This is a genomic window from Methyloversatilis sp., from assembly GCF_051861465.1.
Lineage (GTDB): Bacteria > Pseudomonadota > Gammaproteobacteria > Burkholderiales > Rhodocyclaceae > Methyloversatilis.
Map to the genome: position 1 here is coordinate 204,972 of NZ_JBHYCQ010000003.1, position 12,962 is coordinate 217,933.

General features: G+C 66.0%; 13 protein-coding genes. 5 read left to right on the forward strand and 8 right to left on the reverse strand.

All coding sequences use genetic code 11. From position 1 onward, the window contains the following. Positions 1 to 41: 41 nt before the first annotated feature. Positions 42 to 1,526, forward strand: a complete 1,485-nt coding sequence (gene glpD, locus ACTIFF_RS05640; RefSeq protein WP_439535947.1) for a glycerol-3-phosphate dehydrogenase — start codon at positions 42 to 44, stop codon at positions 1,524 to 1,526. Here the strand turns inward: glpD and ACTIFF_RS05645 are convergent. The 4 genes from ACTIFF_RS05645 to ACTIFF_RS05660 form a co-directional block, all read right to left on the reverse strand. Continuing rightward, positions 1,511 to 2,104 (reverse strand): ubiquinone biosynthesis accessory factor UbiJ, encoded by a 594-nt coding sequence (locus tag ACTIFF_RS05645; RefSeq protein WP_439535948.1) that lies wholly within the window; start codon positions 2,102 to 2,104, stop codon positions 1,511 to 1,513. The genes glpD and ACTIFF_RS05645 overlap by 16 nt on opposite strands. A gap of 6 nt (positions 2,105 to 2,110) precedes the next feature. Further along, positions 2,111 to 2,995 (reverse strand): Tim44 domain-containing protein, encoded by an 885-nt coding sequence (locus tag ACTIFF_RS05650; protein ID WP_439535949.1) that lies wholly within the window; start codon positions 2,993 to 2,995, stop codon positions 2,111 to 2,113. A 134-nt stretch (positions 2,996 to 3,129) separates the two neighbouring features. Then, a complete protein-coding gene (gene ubiE / locus ACTIFF_RS05655) occupies positions 3,130 to 3,867 on the reverse strand; it encodes a bifunctional demethylmenaquinone methyltransferase/2-methoxy-6-polyprenyl-1,4-benzoquinol methylase UbiE (protein ID WP_306478549.1) in 738 nt (245 codons plus the stop codon). Between the two features lie 29 nt (positions 3,868 to 3,896). Then, positions 3,897 to 4,334 (reverse strand): DUF971 domain-containing protein, encoded by a 438-nt coding sequence (locus ACTIFF_RS05660; protein WP_306478548.1) that lies wholly within the window; start codon positions 4,332 to 4,334, stop codon positions 3,897 to 3,899. A 156-nt stretch (positions 4,335 to 4,490) separates the two neighbouring features. On the opposite strand from ACTIFF_RS05660, the gene phoB reads away from it, so the two are divergent. Both phoB and phoR read left to right on the forward strand, forming a co-directional pair. After that, complete coding sequence (gene phoB / locus ACTIFF_RS05665; protein WP_069038764.1) at positions 4,491 to 5,180, forward strand: phosphate regulon transcriptional regulator PhoB; 690 nt, start codon at positions 4,491 to 4,493, stop codon at positions 5,178 to 5,180. A gap of 36 nt (positions 5,181 to 5,216) precedes the next feature. After that, positions 5,217 to 6,536 (forward strand): phosphate regulon sensor histidine kinase PhoR, encoded by a 1,320-nt coding sequence (gene phoR, locus ACTIFF_RS05670; RefSeq protein ID WP_439535950.1) that lies wholly within the window; start codon positions 5,217 to 5,219, stop codon positions 6,534 to 6,536. 173 nt (positions 6,537 to 6,709) lie between these two features. Here the strand turns inward: phoR and ACTIFF_RS05675 are convergent, their stop codons facing one another. Then, entirely contained in the window at positions 6,710 to 8,323 is a 1,614-nt protein-coding gene (locus ACTIFF_RS05675) for a hypothetical protein (RefSeq protein ID WP_439535951.1), read from the reverse strand. Further along, positions 8,320 to 9,870 (reverse strand): hypothetical protein, encoded by a 1,551-nt coding sequence (locus tag ACTIFF_RS05680; protein ID WP_439535952.1) that lies wholly within the window; start codon positions 9,868 to 9,870, stop codon positions 8,320 to 8,322. Before ACTIFF_RS05680 ends, ACTIFF_RS05675 begins: the two co-directional genes overlap by 4 nt. 158 nt (positions 9,871 to 10,028) lie before the next feature. Between ACTIFF_RS05680 and ACTIFF_RS05685 the strand changes: the two genes are divergently transcribed. Beyond that, on the forward strand, positions 10,029 to 10,439 hold the full coding sequence (locus tag ACTIFF_RS05685) for a COG4315 family predicted lipoprotein (RefSeq protein WP_439535953.1): 411 nt from the start codon (positions 10,029 to 10,031) through the stop codon (positions 10,437 to 10,439). A gap of 16 nt (positions 10,440 to 10,455) precedes the next feature. Here ACTIFF_RS05685 and ACTIFF_RS05690 read toward each other — a convergent pair whose 3' ends face one another. Further along, the gene (locus ACTIFF_RS05690; RefSeq protein WP_439535954.1) at positions 10,456 to 11,499 is read right to left on the reverse strand and encodes a polysaccharide deacetylase family protein; all 1,044 of its coding nucleotides are present in this window, start codon (positions 11,497 to 11,499) and stop codon (positions 10,456 to 10,458) included. Between the two features lies 1 nt (position 11,500). Further along, a complete protein-coding gene (locus ACTIFF_RS05695) occupies positions 11,501 to 12,472 on the reverse strand; it encodes a hypothetical protein (protein ID WP_439535955.1) in 972 nt (323 codons plus the stop codon). 123 nt (positions 12,473 to 12,595) lie between these two features. Here ACTIFF_RS05695 and ACTIFF_RS05700 point away from each other — a divergent pair, with 123 nt between their 5' ends. Continuing rightward, positions 12,596 to 12,841, forward strand: coding sequence for a phosphopantetheine-binding protein (locus ACTIFF_RS05700; protein WP_439535956.1), 246 nt, complete (start codon positions 12,596 to 12,598; stop codon positions 12,839 to 12,841). Positions 12,842 to 12,962: the final 121 nt, after the last annotated feature.

The window sequence follows — 12,962 nt, forward strand, 5'->3', positions numbered from 1 at the left end:
TCGTTTGAGGCCGCCATTTGTTCCGGCGCAGAATGCCGACCATGGCTTCGCCTTTGCATGATCTGCTGATCGTCGGCGCCGGCATCAACGGTGCAGGTATTGCACGTGACGCCGCGTTGCGGGGTCTGTCGGTCGTCGTCTGCGACCGTGGCGATATTGCGGGGGCCACTTCGTCGGCGTCCACGAAGCTGATCCACGGCGGCATCCGCTATCTGGAGCAGGCAGCGTTCGGGTTGGTGCGCGAATCCCTGCGCGAGCGCGAAGTTCTCGGACGCATCGCCGCTCACCTGGTTCGTCCGCAACGCTTCATCGTGCCGCACACCGGCGAACGTCCGGCCTGGATGCTCGCGATCGGCCTGAGGCTTTACGACATGCTCGCCGGTCGTCACAGTCTGCCGGCTTCGCAACGGCTGCCGCCGGATTTTCCGCTGCTTCGCCAACTCGATCGAGCGGTGTCCGGCGCCCACGCCTACTTCGACCTCTGGGTCGACGATGCCCGCCTGACGCTGACCAATCTGATGGATGCCCGAACACATGGCGCGGAGGTGTTGCCCCGGCATGCGCTGGTCGCGGTGAGCGCCGACCCGGCGGGGGGCTGGCGATGCACGCTGTCCGGACGCGCCGGGAGGCGCGAGATTCACGCCCGCTGCGTGGTCAATGTCGCCGGACCATGGGTGGCAGCAGTGGAAGAACTGCGCGGTGCGACTGCACCCCCGGTGAGGCTGGTGCAGGGCACGCACATTCTGCTGCCACGGCTGCACGCGGGTGACGATGCATGGCTGCTGCAGCAGCCCGATCGGCGCGTGGTGTTCGTCATTCCATGGGACGCGCATTCGCACCTGGTCGGTACGACCGAAACGGAGCTCGATTCTCCGTCCGCACTGGGTGCAACCGCCGCTGAACTCGACTACTTGCTGACGGCAATCCGTCGCGCCTTCGGGCGGCGTCTGCACACCGATGACATCCAGTGGGCGTTCAGCGGCATGAGACCGCTGATCGGTGGGGATGAACGGGATGCCCGCACGGCGAGTCGGGAGTATCGACTGTCGCTGGACGCGCCGGATGGCCGGCGCGCCTGGCTCACCGTGCAGGGCGGAAAGCTCACGACTTATCGGCGGCTCGCGGAAACTGCAGTCGATCTGCTGAACGGCCCGCTCGGCGTTGGGACCCGCTCATCGACCGCTGCGCGGGCCCTCCCCGGGTCCGGCACTGCCGCCGCGTCCGCGCTCGCCACCCTGCACCGGGAGGCCGGCGGCATCCTCCCGACGGACTGGATTGACGCGCTGTGGCGTCGTCACGGGACACTGGCTGCCCAGCTGATCGGGAAGTACACCTGCGGCACGGGCGACCGGGGTCGCGATTTCGGCGGGGGCCTGTTCGAGGCAGAGGCGCGCTGGTGTGCCGCACACGAGTGGGCGACCGACGCCGAAGACGTGATGTGGCGCCGCACCCGGTGCGGCGTGCGCATGTCACCCGCACAACGGGCGGCATTTTCCTCGTGGTGGTGCGCTCAGTCCTTCGCCTGAACCCTGCGTTCGAGCAGCTCGATGCGCTTCTGCAGACGGGAATAATCGTCCCGCAGGGTGTCCACATCCGACGCGAACGCCGCGGACGCCGCGGGGCGGATCAGCATCTGCGCTTCGTCGGCGACGTATTCGGAACCTGCGCCGGCGAACCGGTTCGCCAGATCGCCGCCGGCGGACCACATCGAGCGGGCGCCGCCGACCATGCGCTCGGCTGCCACATCGCCGACCACGCGGCTGAGGTCTTCGGCGGCATCCCAGCGCAGCGAACGCAGCACCTGTCCGAGCGTTTCCGCCAGTGCAGCGTCACCTTCGATGCGCGCCTCGCGCAGTACGCCTTCACCCTGGTGCGGCAGTCGCAGCAGCGCATCCGCGGGCAGACGCAGCGTGACGGACGGGGTGCTTTCCGCCGACACGGCCAGCGTGCCATCCGGAGCGATGGCAAACGCCACAGCGACGTCTCCGACCGCCAGCCGCGCGTGACGGCCGGCATGTGCAGACAATCTTTCCTGCGCGCCCGGCGTCTGGGCCAGCAGGTGATTGAGCACCTTCAGAGCGGTCGCACCGAGCAGCGCGCTCATTCCCGCTCATTCCATCTGCTGGATGCCGGCGATGAGCCAGCCGCGGTCGCCCGATACCGGCTTGGACAGGTGCCACACTTCGTCGAACGATTCCGGCGACGCATCCGCCTGTTCGCGAATCAGGCCGTAGAAGCGCACGCTGGCGACGTACTGCGTGTCTTCGGTGCTGACATCGAGCAGCACGGCTTCGACCTGCACCACATCGGTGGATTGCGGCTCGCTGCCGCGCTCCTGGATCTGCATGCGGATTTCGGCGAACACTTCCGGCGTCGTGAAGCTGCGGATGTCTTCGACATCGCCGGCGTCGTTTGCGGCCTGGAGGCGCACGAAGTTCAACTTGGCCTGGCGCAGGAAACCGGCCACATCGAAATCGGCCGGGATGTGCGCCGGCGCGGTCGTTGCAGCGGACCCACCGGCAGCCGGCGCGTCAAAGGGCTGAGTCTGCGGCGGTGCGTAGGTCGGACGTCCGGCGGCGGCACCCGCGTACTGCATGCCCGGCTGCGGAGCCGGCGACTTGCGACGGGCGAACATGCGCCACAACACCAGCGCGCCGACGACCAGCAGCGCGATCATCATGAAGGACGCGAGTTCTTCACCGAACCCGAGGTGCGACGCCAGTGCGGCCAGACCGATACCGGCGGCCAGACCGGCCAGCGGACCCATCCACGAACGCTTGGCAGGCTGTGCTGCGGCGCCGGCGGCGGCACCTGACTGCTGCGTCGCGGACGACGTGTTCTGTGCCGGCGCCGGGGTGGCGTCGCGCTTCATCACCGACGAATCGCGCTGCGATCCGAACGACTTGCTGCCGCCGAGCCGCTTGGCTTCGGCTTCGTAGGTCATGCCGCCGAAACCGACGACGGTGGCAAAAAGCATCAGCAGGAACTTCTTCATTCTGTTGTCTCCTCGGGTAAGGCGTGAAAACGGTGCCTTTCCGGCTTCCGGATCACCGCCCAAAAATTAGCACACTAACAGACCACGGGATACGCGGAAGGTTCTGTTCTTTCACGACGGACGGCGGCAGGCGTTCAGAGCTTGAAGCCGCGGTGCAGTGCGACCACCCCGGCATTCAGGTTGAAGTACTCGACCCGGCCCAGACCCGCGTCGCGCATCATTCCCGCCAGCGTGTCCTGGTCGGGGTGCATGCGGATCGACTCGGCCAGATAGCGATAACTGGCTTCGTCCTTCGCCACCTGTCGGCCCAGCCAGGGCAGCACCTTGAACGAATACAGGTCGTACACCTTTTCCAGCGGCTTGGCGACGCGCGAAAACTCCAGTACCAGCGCGCGGCCGCCCGGCTTGAGCACGCGCCGGAACTCGGCCAACGCGCGATCCTTGTGCGTCATGTTGCGCAGACCGAAGGCGACCGTGACGCAATCGAAGTGGTTGTCCGGGAACGGCAGCTTCTCGGCGTCACACAGCAGGCTGGGCAGCAGCAGGCCGGCATTCGTGAGCCGGTCGCGGCCTTCGCGCAGCATGTCCGGATTGATGTCGGTGTGCCATACCTCGCCGGTTTCGCCGGCACGCCGGGCATGCGCAATGGTCAGGTCGCCGGTGCCGGCTGCGACGTCGAGCACGCGCTGGCCCGGGCGCACGCCGGCCATCTGGATGGCGAAGGCCTTCCAGCTGCGGTGCAGGCCGCCGGACATCAGGTCGTTCATGATGTCGTAACGTCGCGCGACCGACGAAAATACGCTGGACACGCGCTTTGCCTTCGCCGCTTCGGCGACGCGCTCGAATCCGAAATCGGTGGACGGTTCGCTCATGCTTCGCTCATGCTTCGCTCATGCTTCGCTCAGTGAGAGTGGCCGCAACCGCCGGTGCCGCAGCCGCCCTTGGCTGCGGGCGGCGGCGTCAGTGCGGGATCGCGGCTGGCGCCGGCCGCATCGAGGCGGGCCAGATAGTCGGACCACAGTGCTTCCTGGTTTTCGCCCAGCAGATACAGATAGTCCCAGGAGTAGATACCACTGTCGTGGCCGTCGGAAAACACCGGCTTCACCGCATACGAGCCGACCGGTTCTACGCGCGTGATGTCGATGTCGCGCTTGCCGACCTGCAGCGTTTCCTGCCCCGGCCCGTGGCCGCGCACCTCGGCCGATGGCGAGCACACGCGCAGGAATTCGAAACTGAAGCTGAAGTGCCGGCCGTTGTCGAAACTGACGTCCATCAGCTTCGATTTCTGCTGCACTTTTATTTCCGTGGGAATCGGGGTGTCCTTGTCCAGACCGGCCATGATGTTCTGCATTCGATGCGAAGGATCACGATGATACCGCGCGCCCGCCCGCACAGCCCTGCAGACGCGCGTGCAGCCGGCCGCTGCTGTCACTAAATCGTCATCGTACTGAAATAGACTGCGCAGCGATCCATCACCGGAACGACCTTCATCGTCATGGCCCGCATACTCGTTGTCGAGGACGAACCGTCCATTCAGGAACTGATCAGCGTGACCCTCACGCGCACCGGCCACGATCCGCTGCGCGCGCTCGACGCCGAAACCGCGCTGCGGCTGATGCAGGCCGAACTGCCCGATCTGGTGCTGCTCGACTGGATGTTGCCCGGGCAAAGCGGCATTGATCTTGCACGCAGGTTGCGCAGCGATGAACGTACGCGCGGCGTGCCCATCATCATGCTGACCGCGCGCGGAGATGAACAGTCCAAGGTGACCGGGCTTGAAACAGGTGCCGATGACTACGTCACCAAGCCTTTCTCGCCACGCGAACTGGCTGCCCGCATCAAGGCGGTGCTGCGCCGCCAGAAGCCGCAGGCCACCGAAGATCCGGTCGAGATCGAAGGGCTGCGCCTCGACCCGGCGACCCATCGTGTCACGGCGCGCGGCGCGGCCGTCATGCTCGGCCCGACCGAATTCCGCCTGCTTCACTTCTTCATGACGCACGCGGAGCGTGTGCATTCGCGTGCCCAGCTGCTCGACAGCGTGTGGGGCGATCACGTGTTCGTCGAGGAGCGCACCGTGGATGTGCATATCCGCCGCCTGCGCAGCGTGCTCGAAGCGAGCGGCCACGACGCCCTGATCCAGACCGTGCGCGGCAGCGGCTACAGACTGTCCTGCCAGAAGGAATAGCGCGCGATAATCCGCGAATGAACGGATCATCCCGCCATGCGTGAATTCTGGTTTCGCGTCCTGCTGCGCGTCGTGCTGGTCGGCGCCTGCGTTCTGGCCGGGCTGATCGCCGGGTCGGTGGTGTTCGGCTTGGTGCTGGCTGTGGCGCTGCTGCTGGCGGGAAGCCTGCGCGACCAGTACGAAATCGGCCGCTTCGATCACTGGCTCAATTCGACTGTAGATACCGCGCTGCCCGATGGCGCCGGTCAGTGGGAATTCCTGTTCGCCAAGCTGGCCAGGCGCGAACGCAACGCTCGACAATTGCGCGAAGACCTGCGCAGCCGGCTCGAGCGCATGCGCGAAGCCAGCCGTGCAATGCCGGACGGCACGTTGATCATGTCGCGCGACGAGGTGATCGAGTGGCTGAATCCGATGGCCGAGCAGCATCTGGGACTCGACGGGCAACGCGATATCGGCAGTCCGTTGCTGAACCTGCTGCGTCAGCCGGAGTTCGCCAGCTACCTGCAATCGGGTGAATACGCCGAGCCGCTGTCGATGCCTTCGCCGCGGCAGCCGGGCCGAACACTGCAGATCCGGGTGGTCGCGTTTGGCGACGAGCAGAAGCTGCTGCTGTCGCGCGACATCACGCAACTCGAAAAGCTCGAAACGATGCGGCGCGATTTCGTTGCCAATGTGTCCCACGAAATGAAGACGCCGTTGACGGTGATTCACGGCTTCCTCGAAACGCTGGAGGACGCGCTGCCCGAACTGCCACACGAGCAGGCGCTGTCCTTCATCGCAATGGCGCAGCAGCAGTCGGTGCGCATGCAGCGCCTGGTCGACGACCTGCTGACGCTGTCGGCGCTGGAAACCGATGCGCCGATGCCGGAAGAGGCGGTCGACATGCGCAATCTGCTCGATATCGTGATGATCGAAACACGTGCGCTGTCGGGCGGGCGGCACGAGGTGCTGCTCGAACTGGACAGCCCGCCCGGCGCGCTCACCGGCTGCGCGCGCGACCTGCGCAGCGCGCTCGGCAATCTGGCCAGCAACGCGGTGCGCTACACGCCGGACGGCGGTCGGGTGCGACTGGGCTGGACGGTGGTCGACGGCTGCGGCGTATTTTCGGTCGAAGACAACGGTATCGGCATCGATGCGCAGCACATTCCGCGCCTGACCGAACGCTTTTACCGCGTCGATCGCGGCCGGTCGCGCGAAACCGGCGGCACCGGCCTGGGCCTTGCCATCGTCAAGCATGTGCTCGAACGCCATCAGGCGACGCTGAATGTCGTCAGCGAACCGGGCAAGGGCAGCTGCTTCACCGTTCGCTTTCCGGCCCGGCGCACATTGAGGCCGGCGCAGGCGGTGGCCGCCTAGGTTTCCGCAGGGCCCGCCCCCGCGGATTCCGCATGATCAGTCGGCCATGGGGGCGGCCCCGGTGGGAGCGGCGGCCTCGCCGCGATCGAGAAGCGACCGTCGTTGTGCGGAGTGCCTCTCGCGGCGAGGCCGCCGCTCCCACACGACGCCGCTCCCGCGAATCGTACCGCCGGCTACTTCGTCCGTTCGCTGAAGGCCACCCGTTCGTAGTTGATGCCGAAGGTATTCAGCCGCGTAAGGGTCACGCCGAGCAAGTTGTCGTTCAAATAGATTTCCAGCGTGCGGTCCTGCTGGAACCAGCCGCGCGGCAGGACCAGTGTCGCCTCCTCGCCCATCACCTGTACGGACGGCAGCAGAAAGGCGCGGACGAAGCGCTCGGCCGGCGCGCCCTCTTCGGCTTTCGGCCGTATCGCAATGGCACGTGGCGTGCCGGGCAGCACATGCAGCCCGACCAGCAGGCGCGCGTCGCCTTCGACCATCAACCAGGACACGCGGGCCAGTCGCCAGTGCTCGGCGTCCGGGCCGAACACGGCCACGATCTGCGCGTGCTCGACCGGGCCGGTGTCAGGTGGTGCGCGCAGGCGATAGCCCATCACGCTGTGGTCGAGCATGGCCCAGCGCTGGGTCGGATAGTGCGCGCGCGCGCTGGCCTGCCGTACTGCCAGACCGGCGCCATCGTGGGCGCGTTCGCCGAAGGTGGCGATGTCGATGAAGTCGCTGTGGCTGTAGATGCGGGCCGGCGGCGGCTGAACGAATTCACTGCCGCTGATCAGGAAGTGCATGGCTTCGAAGCCGAGGGCGATATCGATGTCGCCGGCACCGACCCGCCGCTGGAAGCGGCGCGGGTTGGCGGCGTGGCACCACGGCTTGTAAAGCAGCAGCAGCAGGCGGCCTGCCGAAACAGGGTGGCAATCGGCGCCCAGACCGAGATGTTCCGGTGACAGACCTTGCTTGAGCCCCGCCACGACGCGCTCGATCTCGCTGGCCAGCCGGGCCGAACCGAGCCGGCGCAGCGATGGCGCACGCGGGAAAACCTCCAGCGGCTTGGCGCCGTTGTCGCGGTTCAGGTCGATGGCATAGGTCTTGGCGTCGGTGCCGCCGAACACCGGCATGATTTCGGTCAGGCTCGCGTACTGGTCGGACCAGCGGCAGACCCATTCGAACTCGCGCGGGCTGCGGCCATACGGGTTGGACAGGTCGATCAGCAGCACGCAGCAGTAGGACTCGGCCGCGCTCTGGGGATAGCCGCCTTCCTTCAGGCTGTCGGCCACCGGCTGCGTCGCGAATCCCCATTCGTCGGCTGTGCTGAAGTAGCCGTGCAGCTCGAGCCACATGCCGCGCGGGATGGTCCGCCTGGCCCGGAAGTATTCGATCACCGCCCGGCCGGCATACAGCACGCAGCGCTGGCAGACCAGCGCAAGTTGCGTATCGGACAGTGGATGCACGCCGGTCTGCTCGGCCGCCTGGGCATACGCCTGCGCCATGCCCAGCCACAGGGCAACGACCTGGCGCAGCACCGGGTCTTCGGCGCCGCCCGGAATCACCGGCCGGCTGCTGTAGCGCACCGCCAGGCTTTCCTGCAGGAAATGCAGCGGTGCGCGCATGGCTTCGAGCACGTCGAGGTAATCCGGACTGCGCGGCGGCGTCTGCCGAAGGCCGTAGAGCAGCCGGGTCAGGGTATCGCGCACGCGCGGCACATTGGTCAGCGGCAATTCCGCGATCAATGCCTTGCACTGGCGAGCGTCGCGGTAGTTCAGCGTACCGGGCAGCGGCGGAACGTCGGTCATGCTGCGGGCTCGATGCGGGCGAGGTCGAAATCGGCGCCGCGTTCCAGCGATTCAACCAGCCGTACGCGCCGCCGCCCCGCATCACCTGACAGCAGGATGTCGCGTGACTTGCGATACCAGCCTGACGGCAGCGCGACGCATTCCGGCTGGCCGATGCGCTCGACGGCCGGCATCAGCAGTCCGTGTCCCTGATGATCGCCCTGGCCGTCGGGCGTGCGGGCGAGTCCGACCGGCTGGGGGGTGCCGGCAAGCAGGCTGATGCCGATCTGCAGTTCGATGCCATTTGCCATGACCCAGCAGATGTGGGCCAGCATGAATTGCGGGGCGTTGTCCGGCCGTACCGCCAGCAGCATGCCGTTGCTGACGCGCATGCCGTCGCCGCCGATGCGACGACCCAGCCGCAGACCGGTGGCGCTGTCATCGAGGATGCGCCAGTCCTCGACCAGATACCCGGTGGCGGTGGTGACCGGCGGGCTGGGCGAGTGCACTGCGTCGAGCGCAGGGGTGCCGCCGCCAAGAAACTGCTGCACCGCCAGCATGCCGACAACAACCGATGCATTCTGCTGCAGCGGCCGCCTCGGTTCGGCGCGCGTCAGGCCGCCGCGGCAGCAGTGCGTGTGCAGGTGGCGCAGCAGCCGGTCTGCCTGGGCCGGGCTCAGTTCGTCACCCAGACGCAGCGCGACCGGCGTTTCACCCTGCGCAAGCAGCCCCAGGCGCTTGCGGATGCCGTGCGAAAACTCGTCCAGCACCAGCCAGCGCAGCGAGCTCTCACGCTGTGCAGCACGCGCGATCGCCTCATCGCTCGACAGGTCGAGCATCAGCGGCGGCAGCGCACACTGGTGGATCGCACTGTCGAGCAGTGCCACCTTGCCCGACCATTTGCCGAGCCAGCGGTGCAGCATGCGCAACTGGCGGTGCGTCAGGCCGAACGGGCTTGCGGTGTGCATCAGTACGCACAGCACATAGGCGGCGCGCACGCTGGTGGGGCGTTCCTCGTTCAGCGTGTCGTCCTGGATCTTGCGCTCGGCCGCCCCGAGCTTTTCCGCCGCCTCGTAGCAGGCATGCGTGCGCCGCCAGTAGCCGGACGGCGGCAGATGGGCGGCGCGCAGCGCGTCGAGCTGCATCTGCGACAGCGCGCTCAGCGCGCGGTGTGCCACCAGCCCGACCTGCCCGGCGACGCCACCGTCGCCATCGAGCGCAGCGGCCAGGCAATGCAGGTAGGACGTCGCCAGCGCATCCCACATCGCCTGATTGGCATCGAAGGCGGCGCGCTCGCCGGCCGACAGCGGCAGTGGCCGCCCTGCAAAGCGGCTCGACGCGCCGGCTTGCGCATGCAGCACGGCATCGCGCAACTCTTCGATCACACGCAATCGCTCGCCCGCGGTCATGCGATAGCGGTTCAGCAGGTTGATCTGGCCGAGCAGGCTGGCCTGCGCATTCAGCGGCTGAGTACTGTCGAGCTGCAGCAGCCAGTCGCGCGCCGCCCGGGCCGTGGCGAGCTCGGGCGGGTGCGTCAGTGCGGTGGCAGGCAGGGCGAACGGGTGCATTGCGATCTTGCAGCGGATACCGATACCTGATTCTATGTGCGTGCCGCTGTTTGCGTGCGCGCACCCGCGTTGAACGCGCGCTTTTTTTGACCGATCGCGGCATCGCAACCCGCGTGGGTACGCGCTGCCTGCGTCCAGTCACTGACCGGGAGATCGACATGTTATCGAGAGGCATGCTGTGCATCGTCATAGTGGCGTGCAGCCCGACTGCGCTGGCGCAGCCGGTCGAGGGTGCAGACGGACGGCTGACCGACCCGGCCGGCCGGGTGCTGTACACGTTCGATCGCGACAGCGCGGGTGCAAGCGCCTGCAAGGATGAGTGCGCCGTGCAGTGGCCCCCTTTTTCCGCGCCGCGCGATGCATCGGCGAAACCCGCCTTCCCGCTGCTGCGCCGCGACGATGGCAGCCTGCAATGGGCGCATCGCGGCAAGCCGCTGTACTACTTCGCAGGCGATGTGAAACCCGGACAGGCCAGCGGCGATGGTCTGGGCGGCACCTGGCACGTCGCCCGCACCCGACCTGCGGAGACACCCGACAGCGGACCCAGTTACAGCCCCAAAGGTTATTGACTGTCGACAGCCCCGGTCAGTGGGCCGGGGCCGCCCGGGACGCGATCAGCCCGCGCAGCCTGCGCATGATTTCGAGAAAGCCCGACAGTTCGGCTTCGAACTCGACGGTCGAGATGTTTTGACCGTCGAGGAAACGCGGAAGCGCCATGCGTTCGGTGTTCCGGTAGGTGAATCCTGCTTTGCAGGTGGTTGCGCTGCGAACGCCCAGTGCGCGCAACCATTCGAAATGTCGCGGATCGTAATCGCCGCTCGGATAGCAGAAGTGGCGCAGTTCCCGCTTCGCGATGGGCAGGAGCACATCGCGGTTCTTCCTTATCTCGTCTTCCACGGCCGCGCGCTCGTCTGACGGCATGCGATGGTTGTGGGTGTGAAGTTCAAGTGACATCCCTTGCTCTGCAAGCGATGCAAGCTGGCTGGAGGTCATCAGGCGCATCATCGATGAACGTTCAAACAGCGGCCAGTCGACCCCCACCTGGTCGGCGATCTGTTCCAGCGCCGCCAACACGGCGCTTCGGCCTTCATTCCTCAATCGCAATTTCAGGCGTTCGGCAAGTTGTTCGCGTTGCAGCGCCGATGACAGGGAATGTGTCGGCTCGTCCGGAAACCATGTGCCGAGATCGATCTGGCCGGTGCGGCCGCGCCACAGCAGGTACGCCAGTGCGACGCTCAGAACCGGCACGTCCTCGACCACTTCGTGTGTCGTGACGTACAACGTCGAAGAAAATCCGAGTTGCGCGAGGATGGGGGCTGCATGCGTTCCGGTCCCCAGCCACCCGTCATCGAAGGTGATGACCGTCGCAAACGGCGGAAGGCGATTCTGATCGAGTGCTGCAAGTGCATCGTCCAGCGTCATCACGACATAACCCTGGCTTGCCAGCAGCTCCATCCGGCTGCGAAACGTGTCGGCCCGCATGAAGAGCTTGGGTTGGAATGCGTGCTCGTCCTCGAGCGAAATGCCGTGATAGCAGAAGATGCGCAGTCCGCCGGACGTCAGTCTGCGCGCAAGCGCGAACAGTCCGAGTGTGCGGCACGCTTCCAGTACCCGCTGGCGCGTGCTCAAGTCAGCGTCCCTGAATCGGGTTGCGGACCGACTTCGCCCAGGCCAGGAGATCGCTGCGCGCCCAGACCATTGACCAGATCGTGGGTTCATAGCGCCCCGCGTCGTAAAGCGCCTTGCGTTGCGGCGAGAACTTCAGCGCATCGTTGACGGCTGATTCACCCGATCCGGCGCGAAAGACGCGTGCCCCTGCATCCAGTGGACGCCGTCGCAGCCAGGCGATCGTGGGGCTGTTCCGCTCGACCTCGGGATCGAACCACCAGCTGCTGCCGAACACGCCGCGGATGCCAGGGTTCAGTTCCAGAAGTTCGGCAATGCGGAGGTAACACGCATCCCAGCCGGCGGGCGAGAACTGGGACATCGCGCGTGGATCGAGGTGCATTTCGTAAAAGGGTCTGAAGCCGCCGGTGCGCATGCCGAAGAAATGCAAAGCGGCCATGGCCTGGCTCAGGCCTCCGCCGCCCAGAATGCGCCGCGGAACACCGGATCGCACATCCACCAGCTGTGCGCCGCAGGGCAGCAGTTTGCCGCGGCAGATCGCGAGGTCCTTGCAGAAGCCATCGTTCCGGGGCAGATAGGTGCCTGGCCGGGCAACCGTCATGAATTTCGCGATGCGCTGGAATTCGATCAGGTACTGATCTTTCACGGAAGCAGGCAATGCATGCCGGATGCAGTCCCGTTCGAACCGTGACATCAGTCGCGCAAGGACGAACCGGTGATAGAGCTCGATGCCCGGCAGACCCGCGAGCTGCTCGACCCGGCCGGCGATCCGCGTCGCTTCGTTGCCGAATTCCCGATAGCCGCCATAGCCCTCGATGGAATCCAGCGCAGCGATGTAGTCATCCGGCGGGCACGGCTCGATGATCTGCGGGAAGTCCTGCTCGAGTCGTGCCCGCAAGGTTTCGCACAGGCTTGCGGCATCGAATCCGGAAAGAGTTGGCATCATCGTGCTGGAAATTGGCGGGCGGCGCGGCATCGCGCTTGAACTGCCGATAATATATTTCCCCGCACCGCCCAACTTCGTAATCTGCTGGGCGCTGATGCTTACTGCACGCTTTCGAGACGCGTTTCCCCGCCTTGTCTTCACCAAGAACACATCATGAATATCGACCAGGTTAGATCGACGATTATCGACCTCGTGGGAAATATCCTCATCGAGAGGGGCGAGGCATTGCCCGAAATCGCCGGCGACACCCGATTGCTGGGCGGGCCGATATCGATCGATTCGCTCGACCTCGCGACGCTGGTGGTGCAACTCGAAGCCACATTCGGAAAGGATCCCTTCCAGAGTGGTTTCATCGAGTTCCGCACCGTCGACGAATTGGCGGCTCTCTACATCGACTGACAGTGTCTGCGCAGATATCCTTGTCGCCGGATCTGCTACGAATCCGGCAGGACGGAGAGCTGCATGAAGCGGACGCGATCGCCCGACTTTCGCGGCACCTGACCGAAGGCCTTGCGCCGTT

Excerpts from the sequence above, each read along its gene's own strand:
- glpD (WP_439535947.1), top strand. The coding sequence starts at position 42 with ATGGCTTCGCCTTTGCATGATCTGCTGATCGTCGGCGCCGGCATCAAC.
- ACTIFF_RS05645 (WP_439535948.1), bottom strand. The coding sequence starts at position 2,104 with ATGAGCGCGCTGCTCGGTGCGACCGCTCTGAAGGTGCTCAATCACCTG.
- ACTIFF_RS05650 (WP_439535949.1), bottom strand. The coding sequence starts at position 2,995 with ATGAAGAAGTTCCTGCTGATGCTTTTTGCCACCGTCGTCGGTTTCGGC.
- ubiE (WP_306478549.1), bottom strand. The coding sequence starts at position 3,867 with ATGAGCGAACCGTCCACCGATTTCGGATTCGAGCGCGTCGCCGAAGCG.
- ACTIFF_RS05660 (WP_306478548.1), bottom strand. The coding sequence starts at position 4,334 with ATGGCCGGTCTGGACAAGGACACCCCGATTCCCACGGAAATAAAAGTG.
- phoB (WP_069038764.1), top strand. The coding sequence starts at position 4,491 with ATGGCCCGCATACTCGTTGTCGAGGACGAACCGTCCATTCAGGAACTG.
- phoR (WP_439535950.1), top strand. The coding sequence starts at position 5,217 with ATGCGTGAATTCTGGTTTCGCGTCCTGCTGCGCGTCGTGCTGGTCGGC.
- ACTIFF_RS05675 (WP_439535951.1), bottom strand. The coding sequence starts at position 8,323 with ATGACCGACGTTCCGCCGCTGCCCGGTACGCTGAACTACCGCGACGCT.
- ACTIFF_RS05680 (WP_439535952.1), bottom strand. The coding sequence starts at position 9,870 with ATGCACCCGTTCGCCCTGCCTGCCACCGCACTGACGCACCCGCCCGAG.
- ACTIFF_RS05685 (WP_439535953.1), top strand. The coding sequence starts at position 10,029 with ATGTTATCGAGAGGCATGCTGTGCATCGTCATAGTGGCGTGCAGCCCG.
- ACTIFF_RS05695 (WP_439535955.1), bottom strand. The coding sequence starts at position 12,472 with ATGCCGCGCCGCCCGCCAATTTCCAGCACGATGATGCCAACTCTTTCC.
- ACTIFF_RS05700 (WP_439535956.1), top strand. The coding sequence starts at position 12,596 with ATGAATATCGACCAGGTTAGATCGACGATTATCGACCTCGTGGGAAAT.